Below are 18,243 nucleotides of genomic sequence, written 5' to 3' on the forward strand. Positions count from 1 at the left end.
TACTGACAACTTTGACGGGTTATTTTCAACTTGGAAGCTTTATGATCAACTACCAACTTTTATAATCGACTTCCGACCCTTATTACCAACTTCCCCCTGCCCCTACTCCATCCCTTCCCCACCACCCTTCTCTTCCAAAGCAAAAGAAGATGTGATCCTTTTAAACGTGTCAATTCACAAAAAAACCGCCGGCATAAGCCGGCGGCGTTCATGATCGTGATCAGTTTTCTCCGTAAGCAAGCGTCGCTTCGATGAAATCTCTGAAGAGAGGCTGCGGACGTGTCGGGCGGGATGTGAATTCCGGGTGGAACTGGGAAGCGACGAACCATGGGTGGTCGCTAAGCTCGATGACTTCCACAAGACGTCCGTCCGGGCTTGTTCCTGAGAAGACAAATCCTGCTTTCTCCATTTGCTCACGGTAGTGATTGTTGAATTCGAAACGGTGGCGATGGCGCTCATACACCACTTCTCCATCATAGGCTGCATAGGCTTTTGAGCCTTCAGTCAGCTTACAAGGGTAAAGTCCGAGGCGGAGTGTCCCACCAAGGTCTTCAATATCCTTTTGCTCAGGCAGAAGGTCGATGATCGGATGCGGTGTATCAGGATTCAATTCTGCAGAATGTGCGCCTTCCAGTCCAAGGACGTTACGTGCATATTCTACGGAAGCAAGCTGCATGCCAAGGCAGATTCCAAGGAACGGAACTTTGTTCTCACGTGCATACTGGGTTGCCACGATCTTCCCTTCGACACCGCGGTCGCCGAATCCTCCAGGGACAAGGATCCCATCGGCATCAGCCAGTTGTTCTTGAACGTTCTCTTTATTGATGAGCTCTGAGTTCAACCATTTCACTTGGATGTCGCTGTCGAAATGGTACCCGGCATGGCGGAGTGCTTCCACAACGGAAATGTACGCATCTTGAAGCTCTACATATTTACCGACAAGGGCGATCGTCGTTTTGCGCGATAGGTTGCGGACGCGTTCAACGAGCTCTGTCCATTCGGTCATATCAGGCTCATGGCATTCAAGCTTAAGGTGCTGACACGTGAGTTCATCGAGCTTTTGCTCCTGTAGGGATAGTGGGATGGAGTATAGGGTGTCGGCATCTGTTGCTTCGATGACCGCATGCTTGTCGATGTCACAGAACAGGGCGATCTTGTCCTTCATGTCTTGAGTCATCGGCATTTCTGCACGGACAACGATGACATTCGGCTGGATTCCCAGGCTGCGAAGTTCTTTCACGCTGTGTTGCGTCGGTTTTGTTTTCATTTCACCCGCTGCTTTGATGTAAGGAACAAGCGTACAGTGGATGTACATGACGTTGTCGCGACCCACATCACTCTTGATTTGACGGATGGCTTCAAGGAATGGAAGGGATTCGATATCCCCAACCGTTCCGCCGATTTCCGTGATGACGACATCGGAGTTCGTTTCACGGCCGGCACGGTATACGCGCTCTTTGATTTCATTCGTGATGTGAGGGATGACTTGAACCGTCCCCCCAAGATAATCGCCTCGACGCTCTTTTTTCAGGACCGCAGAGTAGATTTTCCCTGTTGTCACAGAGCTGTATTTTGTCAGGTTGATGTCGACGAAGCGCTCATAGTGACCAAGGTCAAGGTCCGTCTCGGCGCCATCATCGGTTACGAATACTTCCCCGTGCTGATACGGGCTCATCGTTCCCGGATCCACGTTGATGTATGGATCGAATTTTTGGATCGTGACGCTGATGCCACGATTTTTCAACAATCTGCCAAGGGACGCTGCTGTGATCCCTTTCCCTAGTGACGACACTACGCCGCCTGTTACGAAAATATACTTAGTCATGTATATGTCCCCCTTCAAGAATATAGTTTGTTCAAAAAAAGTAGAGGGTGTCTCTTATGTACGCACGCCATGGGTTTATCATGTTCAAAGTACGGGAAGTCCATTCTTTGAATTATTCCATGGCATCATCGTTAAAAAGACAGCCTCTTTTTTTCGTTATACATGAGATTATAAGGGGTGAGGCGAAATCCGCCCCGATACGCCCGTCTTCCGGGATCATTCCCGGAAAAAAATAAAAAACGCCCCGCTTACAAATCGTAAGGGGAGCGTTGATATACTCGATCAGTCCTCTTTTGAGGAGCCCAAATAAAATACTACCTTCCTCAAAGGAAGAAGTCAAGCATAGAATTCAGGACATGGGATGGAGAGATTACTTGTTCTCCTCTTCCTCGTCTTCTTCGAGATCTTCTTCATCTTCATCATCTTCATCAAACTCATCGATATCCAGATCTTCTTCTTCTTCCAGATCTTCCACGTCGTCCGCATCTTCTTCATCCAGATCGTCATCGTCTGTAAGATCGTCTTCTTCTGTATCATCAAGGTCGTCGAAATCAAGGTCTTCATCTTCAAGATCATCGAATTCGTCCAGATCAAGATCGTCTTCATCGGTTTTCTTCGCTTTTTTCTTTTTGGCAGATGATTTCATCGTAGGAACGGTTTCTTCCTCGATTTGATCGACTGGATACCACTCCCTGAGTCCCCAACGATTATCACCAAGGGCCAGGAACTGACCGTCGATGTTGAGGTCCGTATAGAACTGGGCAAGTCTTGATTTCACTTCTTCTTTTGACGCACCTGTCAGACTAGTGATTTCATCAAGGATTTCCTGGAAACCAAGGGCCTGCTTTCTTTCTTTCAAGATGGCGTGGGCAAGCTCGATAAATGCTGTTTGACGCAATTCTTCTTTGGATAATTGCTTTAGACTCAATGTACGCACTTCCTTTCTCTATTTAAACAATCTACTAGGTAGAATAAAAAAGGGCAAAAATTGTCCATTATCAGGTTTAGACCATATTCACCATTATAAACAAATTACAAGTCTTTATGCTAGAATTATCTAGATTTTACCGAACATTTTCTTCGGAAGGTCAGGGCTGTCAGCTTCATGACCGATTCATGGGAATACGCTCATCTTATAGTTTCTAAAGAAAGATGGCAAGCACTCATCCCCCAAAGGATAAAAAAACCGAACTCTGCGCCCGGGTGAGATGGGCGCAGCCGTTCGGATGCATACGTTTTTACATATTTCGGCGGTATTGCCCGCCGACTTCATAAAGGGCTCTTGTAATTTGACCGAGGCTCGCCACTTTGACCGTCTCCATCAGCTCTTCGAAAATATTCCCGCCTTCAACGGCAGACATCTTCAAGCGCTTGAGCGCTTCTTCCGTCTTGTCGCCATGGCCCTGCTGGAACGCTTTGAGATTGCGAATCTGGGTTTCTTTCTCTTCCTTGGTTGCACGGGCAAGTTCCATCCCGTCCACATCCTCTTCAGAAGGAGGATTCGGATTGAGATACGTGTTCACTCCGACGATCGGAAGCTCACCGGAATGCTTCTTCATTTCATAGAACATGGACTCTTCCTGGATCTTACCGCGCTGATACTGGGTTTCCATGGCTCCTAGGACGCCCCCGCGATCATTGATGCGGTCGAACTCTGCGAGCACCATTTCCTCGACCAGATCCGTCAGCTCCTCCACGATGAAGGCTCCCTGAAGTGGATTTTCATTCTTCGAGAGACCGTGCTCCTTCGTGATGATCATCTGGATCGCCATGGCCCGGCGGACCGATTCCTCCGTAGGCGTCGTGATGGCTTCATCATACGCGTTGGTATGAAGGGAGTTACAGTTATCCTGAAGGGCCATGAGCGCCTGTAAGGTCGTGCGGATATCATTGAAGTCGATCTCCTGTGCGTGAAGCGACCTTCCTGACGTCTGAATGTGATACTTCAGCTTCTGGCTGCGCTCGTTCGCTCCGTATTTATCCCTCATGACCGTCGACCAGATCCGTCTTGCCACACGGCCGATGACCGTATACTCAGGATCCAATCCGTTGGAGAAGAAGAAGGAAAGATTCGGTGCAAATGCATTGATATCCATTCCCCTGCTGAGGTAGTACTCGACATACGTGAATCCATTGGCGAGGGTGAAGGCAAGCTGCGAAATCGGATTCGCTCCCGCTTCGGCGATATGATAGCCGGAGATGGAAACAGAATAATAGTTCCTCACCTTATGATCGATGAAGTACTGCTGGATATCCCCCATCATCCTGAGGGCGAACTCCGTGGAGAAGATACATGTATTCTGCCCCTGGTCCTCCTTCAGGATATCCGCCTGGACGGTGCCGCGTACGACACTCAAGGTCTCTTCCCGGACGTTTGCATACTCCTCGACGGTGAGGATGCGCCCAAGCTCTTCTTCTTTGATCTTGATCTGCTGATCGATGGCTGTATTCATGTACATGGCAAGGATGATCGGTGCCGGACCGTTGATTGTCATGGAGACCGATGTGGACGGGGCACAAAGATCGAATCCTGCATACAGCTTCTTCATATCTTCAAGGGTACAGATGCTGACGCCGCTCTCCCCTACTTTCCCGTAGATATCGGGACGGTGATCGGGATCCTCCCCGTAAAGGGTGACGGAATCGAATGCCGTACTGAGACGCTTGGCGTCATCATCTTTGGACAGGTAGTGAAAACGGCGGTTCGTCCGTTCAGGTGTCCCTTCTCCTGCAAATTGTCGCTTTGGATCTTCCCCTTTTCGCTTGAACGGGAACACACCCGCCGTGTACGGGAACGAGCCCGGTACATTTTCTTTATACACCCATTCAAGGATCTGCCCGTAATCCTTATATCTCGGGAGGGCGACCTTCGGGATGCTCAGGCCGGATAAGCTTTTGGTTTTGAGCTCAGTCACGATTTCACGATCGCGGACCTTCGTGACGAATGAGTCTTTGCTGTATGTTTCCTTGAGGTTCTCCCATCCTCCCAGGATCTCCTTCGATTGCTCCGTCAGTTTCTTTTCCACCTCGTCTTTCAACGTGGTGAGGGAGGTCGTGACATCCCCTTGTTCCCCAACGGCTTCAATGGCCCCCTCGAGCTGGAAGAGACGGCGGGCAAGATCGGACTGCTCCTCTGCTTTCCTGTGATAATTCCGGACCGTTTCAGCGATTTCCCTCAAATAGTAACGGCGGTCGTTCGGGATGATGACGTTTTGTTTTTCCACGTCCACATTCTTCGAAAATCCTGTTTCCCATCCGAGGTTCATCTTGCCGTTTACGGTATCGACGACAGCAGCAAACAGGGCGTTTGTTCCGGGATCATTGAACTGACTTGCGATGGTGCCGTATACCGGCATCTCATCGAGGTCCTGATCGAATAATAGATGGCTCCGCTGATACTGCTTTTGCACCTGCCTCCGCGCATCTTCTGATCCTTTGCGTTCGAACTTGTTGATGACGATTAGGTCCGCGTAATCGATCATATCAATCTTTTCCAGCTGTGATGGTGCACCGAACTCGCTTGTCATCACGTACATGGACAGATCACAGATTTCTGCGATTTCAGCATCCCCCTGGCCGATACCGCTCGTTTCCACCACGACAAGATCGTAGCCTGCCGCTTTCACGACATTGATCGCGTCTTGGATGGCGAGGGAAAGCTCGGTCCTGGAACCGCGCGTGGCAAGACTTCTCATGTACACTCTCGGGTTAAAGATGGCGTTCATCCGGATCCTGTCACCTAGGAGTGCCCCGCCTGTCTTCTGTTTCGTCGGATCGATGGACAAGACCGCGATCTTCTTCTCTGGCAGTTCGTTCAGGAAGCGGCGGATCAGTTCATCCGTGAGGGAACTTTTTCCGGCTCCCCCCGTTCCCGTGATTCCAAGGACCGGTACTTTGCTTGCGAGACCTTTGATTTCCGTGAAGACCGATTGAGCGGCTGCTGCCACTTCCTCTTTGGCACCGACCTGGTACTCAGCGAGTGAAATCAACCTGGAGATCGCATTGACGCTCCCACCTGCGAGATTTTCCACTTCCTTACTTTCCGTCCCTTTGATCGTCGGGTAGTCGCATTCCTCGATCATCCGGTTGATCATCCCTTGAAGGCCCTGTGTCCTTCCGTCTTCCGGTGAGAAGATCCGGGCGATGCCGTACTCATGAAGTTCCTTGATCTCCTTCGGGATGATGACGCCGCCACCGCCACCGTAGATGCGGATATGGCCGGCACCCCTCTCGTTTAAAAGATCATACATGTATTTGAAATATTCGACGTGTCCACCCTGGTAAGAGGAGATGGCGATACCCTGAACATCTTCTTGGATGGCTGCATTGACGACTTCTTCCACGGACCGGTTATGCCCAAGATGGATGACTTCCGCCCCGCTTGCCTGGATGATCCTCCGCATTATGTTGATCGACGCATCATGTCCGTCAAACAGGCTCGATGCCGTGACGAAGCGGACATGGTGCTTTGGCTTATAGATCTCTACCGTGCTCATATGACTCCCCCTGTTCTTCCATGTGTCTCATATCCTACGACTCCTGCGAACAGCAGATCGATTTGAAGATTCATATAGTCTTCCAATGAAAAGCGCTTTTGGAGCGCCCAGCGGCGGAATCCCCACATCTGCCCCTGGACGAAGACATTCTGTGCAAGGAGATGGATCCGCTCTGAATCCAGATCCAGTCGTCCCCTGTCTACACAGCTTTGGATGAGCCCTTCTACCATGCCGACCATTTCCATCTCTTTTTTCAAAACGTACGGCAGGGCGTCTTTCGACAGCGACTTCGCTTCCTGATACATGACAAGCACCTCATCCTGCATCCGGTCCATCACCTGGAAGTAATGGGCGATGCCAAGCTTCAGGCTCTCCATCGTCCCTTCTCCCACATCCAATTCTTCCAGCTCCAATCTTACTTGTTCATAGATCCTGTCGCAGACAAGATACAGCACATCTTCCTTTGTCCGTATATATTCATAGAGCGTTCCGATACTGAATCCGGCGGCCTTTGCAATCTCTCTTGTCGTGGTGCGATGAAACCCCTTTTGTTTAAATAGTGAGACAGCCCCTTTGATCATTTGATCCCGCCTCTTCTCTACCAAACGTTCATCCTTGACCGACGCATGGACTTCTCTTTTGTCTTTCACTACAATCGACCGCCTTCCCGTGCTTTATGACCCCTTAACCCCTTTGTTTCTCTTTATTTCGTTACCATCCGTGAGATGACGAGGCGTTGGATTTCCTGCGTTCCCTCATAGATTTGTGTGATTTTCGCATCCCTCATGAACCGTTCCACCGGGTAGTCTTTCGTATAGCCGTACCCACCGAAGATCTGGACGGCTTCTGTCGTCACCTTCATGGCTGTATCCCCTGCCATCAATTTTGACATGGCCGATTCTTTCCCGTATGGAAGGCCTTCCGACTCGAGCCAGGCTGCTTGATAGGTCAGGAGTCTGGATGCCTCGATGCTGGTCGCCATATCAGCAATCTTGAAGGAAATTCCTTGATTCGCAGCAATCGGCTTCCCGAACTGTTCCCTTTCCTTCGCATAGTCAACGGACGCATCGAGGGCACCCTGGGCAATCCCCACTGCCTGGGCCGCGATGCCGTTCCTGCCTCCATCAAGGGTCATCATGGCGATCTTGAAGCCTTCCCCTTCTTTTCCGAGAAGGTTTTCCTTCGGTACTTTGCAGTCTTCAAAGATGATTTCCGTCGTCGGTGAAGAGCGGATTCCGAGCTTCTTCTCTTTTTTCCCTACTGAGAAACCTGGGAAATCCTTCTCGACGATGAAGGCACTCGTTCCGCGCTGACGCTGTGATGGATCGGTCAGGGCGAATACGATGTAGGTATCGGCGATGCCGCCGTTCGTGATGAAGATCTTCGAGCCGTTCAACACGTAGTGGTCCCCATCAAGGCGTGCAGTCGTCTTCATACCGCCCGCATCTGATCCCGATGCCGGCTCCGTGAGACCGTATGCCCCGATTTTCTCCCCTTGTGCCATCGGCCGGAGATATTTCTGTTTCTGTTCTTCCGTACCGAATTTATAGACCGGCCACCCGGCAAGGGACGTATGGGCGGAGAGCGTCACCCCGATCGATGCGCACACCCTGGAGAGCTCTTCTACTGCGATGCAATAGGCGAGGAAGTCACTTCCGATACCGCCATATTCCTCCGGCCAGGGAATGCCCGTCAGTCCGAGTTCGGCCATCTTATGGAAAAGCTCCATATCGAAGCGCTCTTCTTCATCTCTCTCAGCAGCCGTCGGCGCCACTTCGTTCCTGGCAAAATCGCGGACCATCTTCCGGATCATTTCATGCTCTTCGGATAATTTGAAATTCATCTTCGTTCCCCCATCTCATGATTGTTAAACAAGCAGGTGCTTCCCGATCACCATCCGCTGGATCTCGCTCGTACCTTCGTAGATTTCCGTCACTTTGGCATCCCGGAAGAGCCTCTCCACGGGATATTCCTTCGTATAGCCGTACCCTCCGTAAACCTGGATCGCTTCCGTCGAAACGTCGACGGCGGCTTTTGAGGCGAATAACTTGGCCATGCTCGCTTCCTTGCCACAGGAGACTCCCCGCGAACGGAGATCAGCCGCCCGGTATACAAGAAGCTTCGATGCTTCCACGGCCGTTGCCATATCGGCAAGTTTAAAGCCGATACCCTGCTGGGCGGCGATCGGCTTCCCGAACTGCGCGCGCTCTTTAGCGTAAGCCGTTGAGAAATCGAACGCGGCTTCAGCGATCCCAAGAGCCTGGGCCGCAATGCCGATGCGGCCGACATCAAGGTTGTTCATGGCGATCCTGAATCCGTCCCCGCGCTTGCCGAGAAGATTCCCGGCAGGTACCTTCATGTCTTCAAACGTCAGCTGGACCGTCCGTGATCCGTGGAGCCCCATCTTATGTTCGTCCTTCCCGATCACGAGCCCTTCCGTCCCTTTCTCGACGATAAAGGCCGAGACGCCGCGGCTTCCCATATCGGGATCCGTCACGGCGAACACGATGTACGTATCCGCTTCCCCGCCATTCGTGATGAAGACCTTGGAGCCGTTCAACACAAAGTGATCACCCCGGTCTTCAGCCTTCGTTTTCAAGCTCTTTGCATCGGATCCCGCACTCGGCTCCGTCAGGCAGAATGCACCCAGGTATTCCCCGCTGGCAAGCTTCGGGATATAGGTTTGTTTCTGTTCTTCCGTACCGAAATAGAGGATCGGATTCGTGCCGACCGACGTATGGACCGACAGGATGACCCCGATTGTGGCGCTCACCCTCGACAGCTCATGGATGGCGATGATATAAGAGGTGAAATCCATCCCTGCGCCTCCATACTCTTCAGGGATCGTGATCCCCATCAACCCGAGTTCTGCCATCTTGTTCAGGATCTCCCGGGGAAACTCCCCAGCTTCCATCCTCTCGATGAATGGACTGATCTCAGAATCAGCAAAGTCCCTTACCATCTTCCTCATCATCTTCTGCTCTTCTGTGAAACGAAGTTCCATGCTTCATTCCTCCCTGTTGTATGGCCTATGGGACTCAATATTCGTAGAAGCCTCTTCCTGTCTTGCGTCCAAGCCAGCCTGCCTTGACATATTTCCTGAGCAGCGGACATGGACGGTACTTGTCGTCGCCGAACCCTTCATGGAGTGTTTCCATGATGTACAGGCATGTATCGAGTCCGATGAAGTCTGCCAACGTAAGCGGGCCCATCGGGTGATTCATTCCGAGCTTCATCACACTGTCGATGTCTTCCTTGCTTGCGACCCCTTCATACAAGGTGTAGACCGCCTCATTGATCATGGGCATGAGGATCCGGTTTGCCACGAACCCTGGGAAGTCTTCCACTTCAACCGGCGTCTTCTGGAGCTTGTTCGTCATGTCTTCGATGGCTGCATACACTTCGTCTGAAGTGGCCAGACCCCTGATGATCTCAACGAGCTTCATGACCGGCACAGGATTCATGAAGTGCATCCCGATCACCTGTTGAGGACGATTGGTCGCAGCAGCAATCTCGGTGATGGGAAGGGATGATGTATTCGTCGCAAGGATCGTATGCTCCGGCGCAATTTCATCAAGCTGAGCGAAGATCGTCTTCTTGATGTCCATGTTCTCAACAGCCGCCTCGATTATAAGGTCCACCCCTTTGGCATCTTGTAGGTCTGTGGAGGAACTCAGTCTTCCTGTCGTCTGATCTTTCTCATCCGCAGACATCCTGCCCTTCTCTACGGCGCGAGCGAGATTCTTCTCGATGGATGATAGACCCCTCTCGACGAATTCCCCTTTCAAATCGTTCAGTGTCACGTCATATCCTGCCTGGGCACATACCTGGGCGATTCCTGATCCCATTTGACCCGCTCCGATTACCATTACCTTTTGAATCGACACACTCATTTCCCCCTTTTTGGATTTCCTCACTTCTTCGGTACCTCAATCATGACGGCATCTCCCTGGCCGCCTCCACTGCAGATGGAAGCAATCCCGATTCCGCCTCCACGTCTTCTCAGTTCATATGCAAGGGTCAGGATGATCCTGGCTCCGCTGGCCCCGATCGGATGACCGAGGGCTACTGCCCCTCCATTGACATTCACTTTTTCTTTATCAAGACCGGCGATCTTGGCGCTGGTCAATGCCACTGCCGCAAATGCTTCATTGATTTCGAACAAATCGATCTCTTCCAATCTCTTGCCTGTTTTCTCAAGCAGCCCGTTGATGACGAGTCCCGGAGTTTGAGGGAAATCCTTTGCCTCCACGGCTACGGCATGGGAGCCGATGATCGTGGCAAGGGGTTCCTTCCCTTCTTTCCCGGCCCGCTCTTCGCTCATCAGGACCATGGCGCATGCTCCGTCGTTGACTCCCGGCGCATTTCCCGCCGTGATGCTCCCATCGTGATCGAACACCGGTGAAAGCTTCGATAGCGCCTCGAGGGACGTACTCTTTCTCGGTGCTTCATCCTGAGAGATCACCAATGGCTCTCCCCTTCTCTGCGGAACGGAGACCGGTACGATTTCTTCCGACAGCAGTCCAGAAGCTTCCACGGCTCGCTGATGACTGCGCAGCGCCCACTCGTCCTGTTCTTCCCTTGAGAGATCGAATTCCTTTGCGGTTGAATTTCCGTAGGTACCCATGTGGACCCCATTGAAGCTGCAGGTCAGACCGTCATGGACCATGAGATCCTTCACGCTCGAGTCACCCATCTTATAGCCCCAGCGTGCTTTCGGGAGAAGGTAGGGAGCGTTGGACATGGATTCCATCCCGCCTGCGACGATGACTTCCCCGTCCCCGGCACGGATGATCTGATCACCGAACGTCACACTCCTCATTCCGGATGCGCACACCTTATTGATCGTCTCGGTCCTGACCTCCCACGGAAGTCCGGCATGTCTCGCCGCCTGTCGGGAAGGGATCTGACCCTGCCCTCCCTGGAGTACGCTGCCGAGGATCACTTCTTCGACGTCTGCCGGGCTGACCCCGGAGCGCTCCAGTGCTTCCTTGACGGCCAATCCACCGAGTTCCGAAGCCGTAAAACCGCTCAATCCGCCCCCGAATTTACCGAACGGGGTCCTTGCCCCTTCCACTATGACTGTTCTGCCCATCTCCATCGCTCCCTCTCTTCTTTGTATACGCTTACAATATTGTTGAAATAAAAAAGCTGACGACTGAACGCTCGCTCACCAACTGATCAAATGAAGAGGGACTGAAAACGTCCCTCCTTCTTCATTGTACTTGAAATTAATTCCTTTTCAAACCTTTTTTACTAGATTAAGAGGCGGCTTGATCCGGACCGCTTCCACAAACGGCTTTCTCAAGCAGTTCTGCTACATCCAGGGTCGATACCGTTTCTTCCACTTCCTTTGCCTTCGTCCCATCAGACAGCATGGTGAGGCAATATGGACAGCCGGAAGAGATGACAGAAGGTGCGACAGCAAGCGCCTGCTCTGTACGCGATACGTTCACGCGGTGCCCTGCGTCTTCCTCCATCCACATGAGTCCGCCACCGGCTCCGCAGCACATGCCTTTTTCACGATTCCGGTCCATTTCAACCAACGTCACGCCGGAAATGGCTTTGAGGATCTCACGCGGCGGATCATATACTTCATTGTAGCGCCCGAGGTAGCAGGAGTCATGGAAGGTGATCGTTTCCCTCACTTCATACGTTGGCTTCAACCTGCCATCCCTCACCAGTTCGTACAGGAGTTCTGTATGGTGATAGACTTCCGCTTCGAGCCCGAAGTCCGGGTACTCATTCTTAAAGATGTTGTATGCATGCGGATCGATGGTCACGATCTTCTTCACGTCGTTCTTCTCGAACTCTGCGATATTCTGGCCTGCAAGCTCCTGGAACAGGAATTCATTCCCGAGGCGGCGAGGCGTGTCACCGGAGTTCTTCTCCTTGTTACCGAGGATGGCGAATTTCACACCCGCTTCATTCATCAGCTTGGCGAAGGAAAGGGCGATCTTTTGACTGCGGTTATCGAATGAACCCATGCTTCCGACCCAGAAGAGGAATTCGAACTCTTCGCCGGCCTTCTTCAGTTCCTTGACCGTCGGGATGTGAACATCTTCGCGAGCTTCACGCCAGTTCTCACGTTCCTTCCGGTTAAGACCCCACGGATTCCCCTGACGCTCGATGTTCTGCATCGCACGCTGGGCGTCGGCATCCATCTTTCCTTCCGTCAGGACAAGATAGCGACGGAGGTCGATGATCTTATCGACGTGCTCATTCATGACCGGGCATTGGTCTTCACAGTTACGGCAGGTCGTACATGCCCAGATCTCTTCTTCCGTGATGACATCCCCGATGAGGCTGGGGCTGTAGGCAGATGCCGAAGCCGCTTCTTCTGCGGCAGCAGTCGCCCCTGCCATGGCGAGCTGGTTCCCCTTCGTATGATTGAAGGCAAATGTCGGAACCCACGGCTTTTTCTGCGTAACGGCGGCCCCGTGGTTCGTCAGGTTGTCACGCAGCTTCACGATGAGATCCATCGGCGAGAGCATCTTACCTGTACCCGTCGCAGGACACATATTCGTACATCGTCCACACTCCACACACGCATAAAAATCGATCATCTGCGTCTGGGTGAACTCTTCGATCTTCCCAACACCATAGCTTTCGACCGTTTCATCTTCAAAATCGATGGCTTTCAGCTTGCCGGGTGGATCAAGACGGTTGAAGTACACATTGGCCGGTCCTGCAATCAAGTGAGCGTGCTTGGATTGAGGCACGTACACAAGGAATGCCAGAAGGAACAAAAGGTGAATCCACCAGGCGACGTAGAAGATCGCGACAGAGGCCGTTTCCCCGATTCCACCAAGCGCTCCCCCAATGAGGGATGCAACCGGCTCCGTCCATGAAAGTTCTTCAACGTGCCAGATCAGGCTCATGCCGTTCCCGACAAGGACTGACAGCATGAGACCCCCGATGAACAGGAGCACGAGGCCGGACTTGAATCCACGCTTCAAACGCACAAGTTTCTCCACATACCGGCGATGGAAGGCCCATACGACGGCGACCAGGATCATCAGCGTGACGATCTCCTGGAAGAAGGTAAAGCCGGGATACAACGGACCAAGCGGCAGATGACTGCCCGGTGCTAAGCCCTTCACGATGAAATCAATGGCACCGAATTGCACAAGGATGAATCCATAAAAGAACATCACATGGATGATCCCGCTCTTTTTATCCTTTAGTAGCTTTTTTTGACCGAATACATTCACCAGGATCTTCTGGAAACGCTCTTTGAAACGTTGATCGAACTCTACTTTCTTTCCGAGCTTGATGAATTCTATTCTTGTTTTCACCACATAGACGAACAAACTGATTGCGTAGACAGTCACCAAGATGAATGCAATCCAGTTCACGATCAATAATCCGTTCATGGAACAAACCCTCCCCCTTCTTTGGTCCAGTTCCGCGCGAACTTTTCAAACCAAATAAATATTCTGAATAATCCTTACCTCCATTATATAATGAATGAGCATTCAGTCAATGATTTTTCTTTATTTTTGAAAACCTTTTCATTTCCTCCGTTGCAGGATCCATCCCCGCCAGGTTTCCACCGTCATACGAAAGGGAAAAGAAGAAAGGATGCAAAGGAAATACCTCGTACGGACATACTAATAAGAACTCGAATGAGAGAGTGATGTAGATGTGGTGGATCATAATCATTGGAATACTATTCATTGCGGCTGCCTGGGTGGCAGTCGATTTTAAACTAGGAAGACAACATTTCATCCGGACGCGCATGAAACGCGATTACCCTGTACGCGAGAGCGATATCCGGCTCTTTTCGAGGGGACCGGATCTTTTTGACACGATGTTCAAAGAAATGAAGATGGCGACCTCGTCGATCCATGTGCTTTTCTATATTGTCCAGGATGACCATCTCGGCTTCCGGTTCATGGACCTGCTCATGGAAAAGGCAAGGGAAGGTCTGGAAGTGCGACTCCTCATGGATCAACTCGGGAGCTTCAGCGTTTCTAAATCAAAGGTCAGGGAAATGAAAGATGCTGGCGTGGAGGTTGCCTTCACACAGAAAGTAAGGCTCCCCTACCTCTTCTTCTCCTCTCAACAGCGGAACCACCGGAAGATCACCGTCATCGACGGGGTCATTGCCTACATGGGTGGCTACAATGTCGGGAAAGAGTACATCGATGAGAACGACAAGCCAGAGCTTTCTCCTTGGAGGGATTATCATCTGAGGATCGTAGGTGAGGGCGTGCATGATCTGCAGACGGAGTTCACCATTGATTGGTACCGTGGCTCCCGAAAGCAGATCGAGGATGATCCGAAATACTTCCCTGAACCGGAGAAGGGTCTGATCAAGCATCGGATCTTCCCTACAGAAGGAGTCAACATCGAAGATTTCTTCCGGGAATTCATCGACGAAGCCAAGGAAGAAATCATCATCGGGACGCCTTACTTCATCCCTACTCCCATCTTGATGGATGCCCTTTGCCGCGCACTCGACCGTGGCGTTGATGTGTCCATCATCGTCCCGGACAATGCCGACCATATGATCGTCAAAGAAACCGCCTTCCCTTATTTCAGGGAGCTTATCCCAAAAGGTGCGAAGGTTTACCAATTTCTGAATGGCTTTTATCATGCGAAGATTCTTGTCATCGATGACCACTTCTGCGATATCGGCACGGCCAATTTTGATCAGCGGAGCTTTTTCATCAATTTGGAATTGAACAATCTGATCTTCGATAAGGCCTTCATCGGTACGCTGAAAAAAGAGATCGCGAAGGATATGATGGAATCGGACCTGCTTTCAGCAGAGGACCTGTCGAACGTATCCGTCATGACCAGGATCAAGGAAAAGATCGGCGGAGCCATATCAATCTTACTCTAGGAGGGATCGCCTGATGAAGATACGCTTCGGATTCGTGGCCAACTCCCTCAGCCTGTGGGATGCAAGCCCAGCCAAAACAATGACATTCAAACGCTACACGGAGCTTCCAGCCTCCGAACGGATGGATAAATTGAAGGAAGTGACCGCACTCAACCTGTACCATACGAAGCGGATCCTCTACTTCTGCGCCTCCCATGAAATCGAAGTATACCGGCTCTCGAGTTCCCTCGTACCCCTCGCTACCCATCCAGAGGTGGAATGGGACTTCCACGCACTGTTTAAAAATGAATGGAAAGAACTTGGAGACCTGATCCGGAAATTCGGGATCCGTGCAAGCTTCCATCCGAACCAATACACCCTTTTCACCAGTCCCCGGGACCATGTAACGGAAAACGCGGTCAAGGATATGATGTACCACTACCGGATGTTGGAACTCATGGGCATAGAGGATCAAGGCGTCATCAACATCCACATCGGCGGGACCTATGGGGACAAGGAAAAAACCTTGGAACGGTTCCATGAAAACCTTAAAACGCTCCCGGATGAAGCACGCAGGGTCATGACGCTCGAGAATGACGACAAGACCTACGACGCTGGCGAAACGCTGGCTGCGTGCAAACAATCGCACATCCCCATGGTCCTCGATATCCATCACCACGAGGCGAACCTAAGTGAACAGCCGCTCGAGGATCTTTTACCGGACATCTTCAACACCTGGCATCACCGGGATTTAGTACCGAAAATCCACGTCTCTTCCCCAAGATCGGAGAAGGCGTTCCGCTCCCATGCCGATCTCGTCGACTCATCCTTTGTCGAGGGCTTCATGAAACAGGTGAAAGAGCTCGATCAGGACATCGACATCATGGTGGAAGCAAAGCATAAAGATCTCGCCATGCTGAAGCTCGTGGAGGACCTTTCCTCCATCCGGGGTGTCAAACGCATTTCCGGTGCCTCCCTTACCTGGTGAGTTTGATATACTGGGAAGAAAAAGGATGATTCCCATGACCAAAATATGCCTGTCCTGGAGCGGGGGACGCGACAGCATGATGATGCTGGACAAAATCGGAACCGCTCATGGACTACTGACCACGTTCCAAAAGGCCTCTTCCACGATGATGATGCACGAGGTCCCCCTGGAGCTTGTAAAGATCCAGGCTGAAGCCCTGGGCATCCCCCTCTATCCCGTTTTATTCGAAGATACGCCGTCCAATAAACAATACGAAGAGACCATGGGCACAGCCGTCCATGGGCTTTTGCATGAGGGCTTCACCGAGATGGCGTTCGGTGACCTCTTCTTAGCCGAGATCCGGAACTATAGGGAGAAGCAACTGGAGTCGTCTGGACTGCAGCCCGTCTTCCCTTTATGGGGAGAGGACACGAAAAGCTTGTCTAAGCGCTTCATCCAACGCGGCTACCGGGCCATCATCGTCTGTGTGGATGAAGAGCAGCTTGATTCTTCCTTTTTAGGCAGGGAGTATGATGAATCTTTCCTCCAAGACCTGCCTGAACATGTGGACCCCTGCGGAGAAAACGGTGAATTTCATTCCTTTGTCTTCGACGGCCCCCTCTTTGCATTCCCTGTGCCGTTTTCCATTAAAGGGACGTTTCAGAAGTGGGAGCGGTTTGGATATGTGCGTTTGGAAACTTGAGGTCCATCCTTCAGACAGTGGAATGTAGAGTCTGTGCTGGACTTTCCCATGCACAGGGTGACCCGAACTGCCTACACACTGGAACCCGGGCAACTGCATACAACAGGAGGTCAGGACTTCTTGGTTCGCCTTCAAAAGCAATGGGCTATCTTACTTGGTATTGATAGAAAGAGCATATATGCCGTCCCCTTCCGGCCACTCAGCTCTAATGACGTATAGGAATGCCCCCTTTTCATCCGGTAGGTTAATGGTACGGCCGGCAATTCGTTTAAGATCCACGTCTTCATCCTCCCAAACGCCAACCTCAATCAAAGTCGGCTCCTGTTCAAACTCGATCGATACTGTTTCCCCTGCTGCTACCTCATTGGTCCCATCGACAAGGTCAGGAATAGAAGGAGCGTCAGACGCAACCGCCCTTTTATTTTCCGACCAAGTAAACGTACCCAACGTATACGACAAGTCCTCTTCCCCCGCAGAAATGATCAGATCAGGCGGCTTCAAATCATCCCAATCCGTCACCCCACACCCCGTCAAAAAACACAACACAGCAAACACACATAGATACTTCCTCATCATCCATCCCACCGCCTCTTATTGAATGATCATAACAGGAAAATTATTACACATCACTCCCCGAGGAAAGCAGGCGGCCGCAGCGGAATGAAACGGTCCTGATTCCACCTTGTTCCTCATCTAAAGCAGATTGTAGCCTTCACAACCTCCTCCATCACCACAAAGGCAATGCAGCGAAGGTCGACTGACTCCTTCGGGAATAGAGGGATGCTCGAGATCCCGGAAGCGCAGCTGAGGAGACTCGACTCACTCCCCAAGGAAAGCAGGCGGCCGCAACGGAATGAAACGACCCTGATTCCACCATGATCTTCATCAAAAGCAGGAAGCAGCCTTCTCAACCTCCTCCATCACTACACAGTGCAATGCAGCGAAAACCGGCCGACTCCTTCGGAAATAGAGGAAAGCTCGAGACCCCGGAAGCGCAGCTGAGGAGGCTCGACTCACTCCCCGAGGAAAGCAGGCGGCCGCAGCGGAATGAAACGGACTTTGATTCCACCAAGATCCTCTTCTAAAGCAGAAATGCATCATGCCTACCTCCTCCATCACCACAAAGTGCAATGCAGCGAAGGCCGACTGACTCCTTCGGGAATAGAGGGATGCCCGAGACCCCGGAAGCGCAGCTGAGGAGGCTCGACTCACTTCCCGAGGAAAGCGGACGGTCGCAGCGGAATGGAACGGACTTTGATTCCACCAAGATCCTCTTCTAAAGCAGAAATGCATCATGCCTACCTCCTCCATCACCACACAGTGCAATGCAGCGGATTGAACGGCCCCTATTCCCACATCTCTCCATATCCACAACACAAAAAAACGAGCACGCTCCAAAACGAAGCGTACTCGCTAAATAAA

The 18,243-nt window shown here is 51.6% G+C and carries 16 protein-coding genes; 5 read left to right on the top strand and 11 right to left on the bottom strand.

Features of this window, described 5'->3' with window-relative positions:
- Positions 1-220 precede the first annotated feature (220 nt).
- The 9 genes from ACNA6I_RS20805 to ACNA6I_RS20845 form a co-directional block, all read right to left on the bottom strand.
- Positions 221-1,825, bottom strand: coding sequence for a CTP synthase (locus ACNA6I_RS20805; protein ID WP_416314115.1), 1,605 nt, complete (start codon positions 1,823-1,825; stop codon positions 221-223).
- Between the two features lie 370 nt (positions 1,826-2,195).
- Positions 2,196-2,762 carry a DNA-directed RNA polymerase subunit delta gene (gene rpoE, locus ACNA6I_RS20810; RefSeq protein ID WP_416314116.1) on the bottom strand — a complete coding sequence of 189 codons (567 nt, stop codon included), beginning with the start codon at positions 2,760-2,762 and terminating at the stop codon, positions 2,196-2,198.
- A gap of 301 nt (positions 2,763-3,063) precedes the next feature.
- A complete protein-coding gene (icmF, locus tag ACNA6I_RS20815; protein ID WP_048014988.1) occupies positions 3,064-6,321 on the bottom strand; it encodes a fused isobutyryl-CoA mutase/GTPase IcmF in 3,258 nt (1,085 codons plus the stop codon).
- A complete protein-coding gene (locus tag ACNA6I_RS20820) occupies positions 6,318-6,971 on the bottom strand; it encodes a TetR/AcrR family transcriptional regulator (protein ID WP_048014989.1) in 654 nt (217 codons plus the stop codon). The genes icmF and ACNA6I_RS20820 overlap by 4 nt, the downstream gene beginning before the upstream one ends.
- Before the next feature lie 53 nt (positions 6,972-7,024).
- The gene (locus tag ACNA6I_RS20825; protein ID WP_048004823.1) at positions 7,025-8,164 is read right to left on the bottom strand and encodes an acyl-CoA dehydrogenase; all 1,140 of its coding nucleotides are present in this window, start codon (positions 8,162-8,164) and stop codon (positions 7,025-7,027) included.
- Positions 8,165-8,188: 24 nt separating this feature from the next.
- Positions 8,189-9,325: an acyl-CoA dehydrogenase gene (locus tag ACNA6I_RS20830; protein WP_048004822.1), complete on the bottom strand. Its 1,137-nt coding sequence runs from the start codon at positions 9,323-9,325 to the stop codon at positions 8,189-8,191.
- Positions 9,326-9,359: 34 nt separating this feature from the next.
- Positions 9,360-10,208: a 3-hydroxybutyryl-CoA dehydrogenase gene (locus ACNA6I_RS20835; RefSeq protein ID WP_048014299.1), complete on the bottom strand. Its 849-nt coding sequence runs from the start codon at positions 10,206-10,208 to the stop codon at positions 9,360-9,362.
- Positions 10,209-10,234: 26 nt separating this feature from the next.
- The gene (locus ACNA6I_RS20840; RefSeq protein WP_048015006.1) at positions 10,235-11,416 is read right to left on the bottom strand and encodes an acetyl-CoA C-acetyltransferase; all 1,182 of its coding nucleotides are present in this window, start codon (positions 11,414-11,416) and stop codon (positions 10,235-10,237) included.
- Between the two features lie 166 nt (positions 11,417-11,582).
- Positions 11,583-13,697, bottom strand: a complete 2,115-nt coding sequence (locus ACNA6I_RS20845; RefSeq protein ID WP_048004820.1) for a (Fe-S)-binding protein — start codon at positions 13,695-13,697, stop codon at positions 11,583-11,585.
- A gap of 269 nt (positions 13,698-13,966) precedes the next feature.
- Here ACNA6I_RS20845 and cls point away from each other — a divergent pair, with 269 nt between their 5' ends.
- Genes cls through ACNA6I_RS20860 form a run of 3 tightly spaced genes read left to right on the top strand, consistent with a single transcriptional unit; the run spans position 13,967 to position 16,821 of the window.
- Positions 13,967-15,172: a cardiolipin synthase gene (cls, locus tag ACNA6I_RS20850; protein ID WP_252265343.1), complete on the top strand. Its 1,206-nt coding sequence runs from the start codon at positions 13,967-13,969 to the stop codon at positions 15,170-15,172.
- A 13-nt stretch (positions 15,173-15,185) separates the two neighbouring features.
- The gene (gene uvsE, locus ACNA6I_RS20855) at positions 15,186-16,139 is read left to right on the top strand and encodes a UV DNA damage repair endonuclease UvsE (protein WP_416314117.1); all 954 of its coding nucleotides are present in this window, start codon (positions 15,186-15,188) and stop codon (positions 16,137-16,139) included.
- Positions 16,140-16,173: 34 nt separating this feature from the next.
- On the top strand, positions 16,174-16,821 hold the full coding sequence (locus tag ACNA6I_RS20860; RefSeq protein WP_063191446.1) for a hypothetical protein: 648 nt from the start codon (positions 16,174-16,176) through the stop codon (positions 16,819-16,821).
- A gap of 150 nt (positions 16,822-16,971) precedes the next feature.
- On the opposite strand, the gene ACNA6I_RS20865 is transcribed toward ACNA6I_RS20860, so the two are convergent.
- On the bottom strand, positions 16,972-17,397 hold the full coding sequence (locus ACNA6I_RS20865) for a hypothetical protein (RefSeq protein ID WP_148794492.1): 426 nt from the start codon (positions 17,395-17,397) through the stop codon (positions 16,972-16,974).
- Positions 17,398-17,510: 113 nt separating this feature from the next.
- Entirely contained in the window at positions 17,511-17,732 is a 222-nt protein-coding gene (locus ACNA6I_RS20870) for a hypothetical protein (protein ID WP_416314118.1), read from the bottom strand.
- 24 nt (positions 17,733-17,756) lie between these two features.
- On the opposite strand from ACNA6I_RS20870, the gene ACNA6I_RS20875 reads away from it, so the two are divergent.
- Positions 17,757-17,906, top strand: coding sequence for a hypothetical protein (locus tag ACNA6I_RS20875; protein ID WP_159130225.1), 150 nt, complete (start codon positions 17,757-17,759; stop codon positions 17,904-17,906).
- 45 nt (positions 17,907-17,951) lie between these two features.
- Complete coding sequence (locus ACNA6I_RS20880) at positions 17,952-18,101, top strand: hypothetical protein (protein WP_416314119.1); 150 nt, start codon at positions 17,952-17,954, stop codon at positions 18,099-18,101.
- Positions 18,102-18,243 lie beyond the last annotated feature (142 nt).

The organism is Rossellomorea sp. FS2, from assembly GCF_047915635.1.
GTDB lineage: Bacteria > Bacillota > Bacilli > Bacillales > Bacillaceae_B > Rossellomorea > Rossellomorea marisflavi_A.